This is a genomic window from Vibrio sp. 10N.222.52.B7, from assembly GCF_041474275.1.
GTDB lineage: Bacteria > Pseudomonadota > Gammaproteobacteria > Enterobacterales > Vibrionaceae > Vibrio > Vibrio crassostreae_C.
The window spans coordinates 1-382 of sequence record NZ_JBFRTU010000523.1 but is presented as its reverse complement, the minus strand read 5'-3'; the positions used below and the strand labels follow the sequence as shown (position 1 = coordinate 382).

The following is a 382-nucleotide window of genomic DNA, read 5'->3' as shown; positions in this document are numbered from 1 at the left end:
GAAAGTTTGCGCCATGCTTTTTGTGCTGCTTTTGCTTTGTGGATGGTTTGAGTTACTTCTTCAGCCGAAGTTTGGTTTACCTCGCCAAGGAGTTCACCATTACTTGGGTCAAAGGATTGAATAGACTTGTTCATGTTTGTCGGCTCCGCTGCATTTTTAGTATCGGCATCATTATCATTGAATAGTGCGATAACTAGATATCTAAAAATCTCGATATGTTGATTTTTAAAAATGATATTCGTCATAAAGGATGGCGTGATTCCATCCAGTTTTCATCTTGCTATCTAACTGCTGTTCTGTTGATTTTTGTTCTTTTCAACTACAGGGAATTAGACAGCGCTTTCAGGAATTTCTCGATGTATTCGTCATTACGCTTGTAGTA

1 protein-coding gene is annotated in these 382 nt (G+C 38.2%); it reads right to left on the bottom strand.

The features are described 5' to 3' along the window. Positions 1–245 (bottom strand): aldehyde dehydrogenase family protein (locus tag AB4512_RS24000; protein ID WP_372176001.1); only part of this gene is annotated, 245 nt, incomplete at its 3' end. Positions 246–382 lie beyond the last annotated feature (137 nt).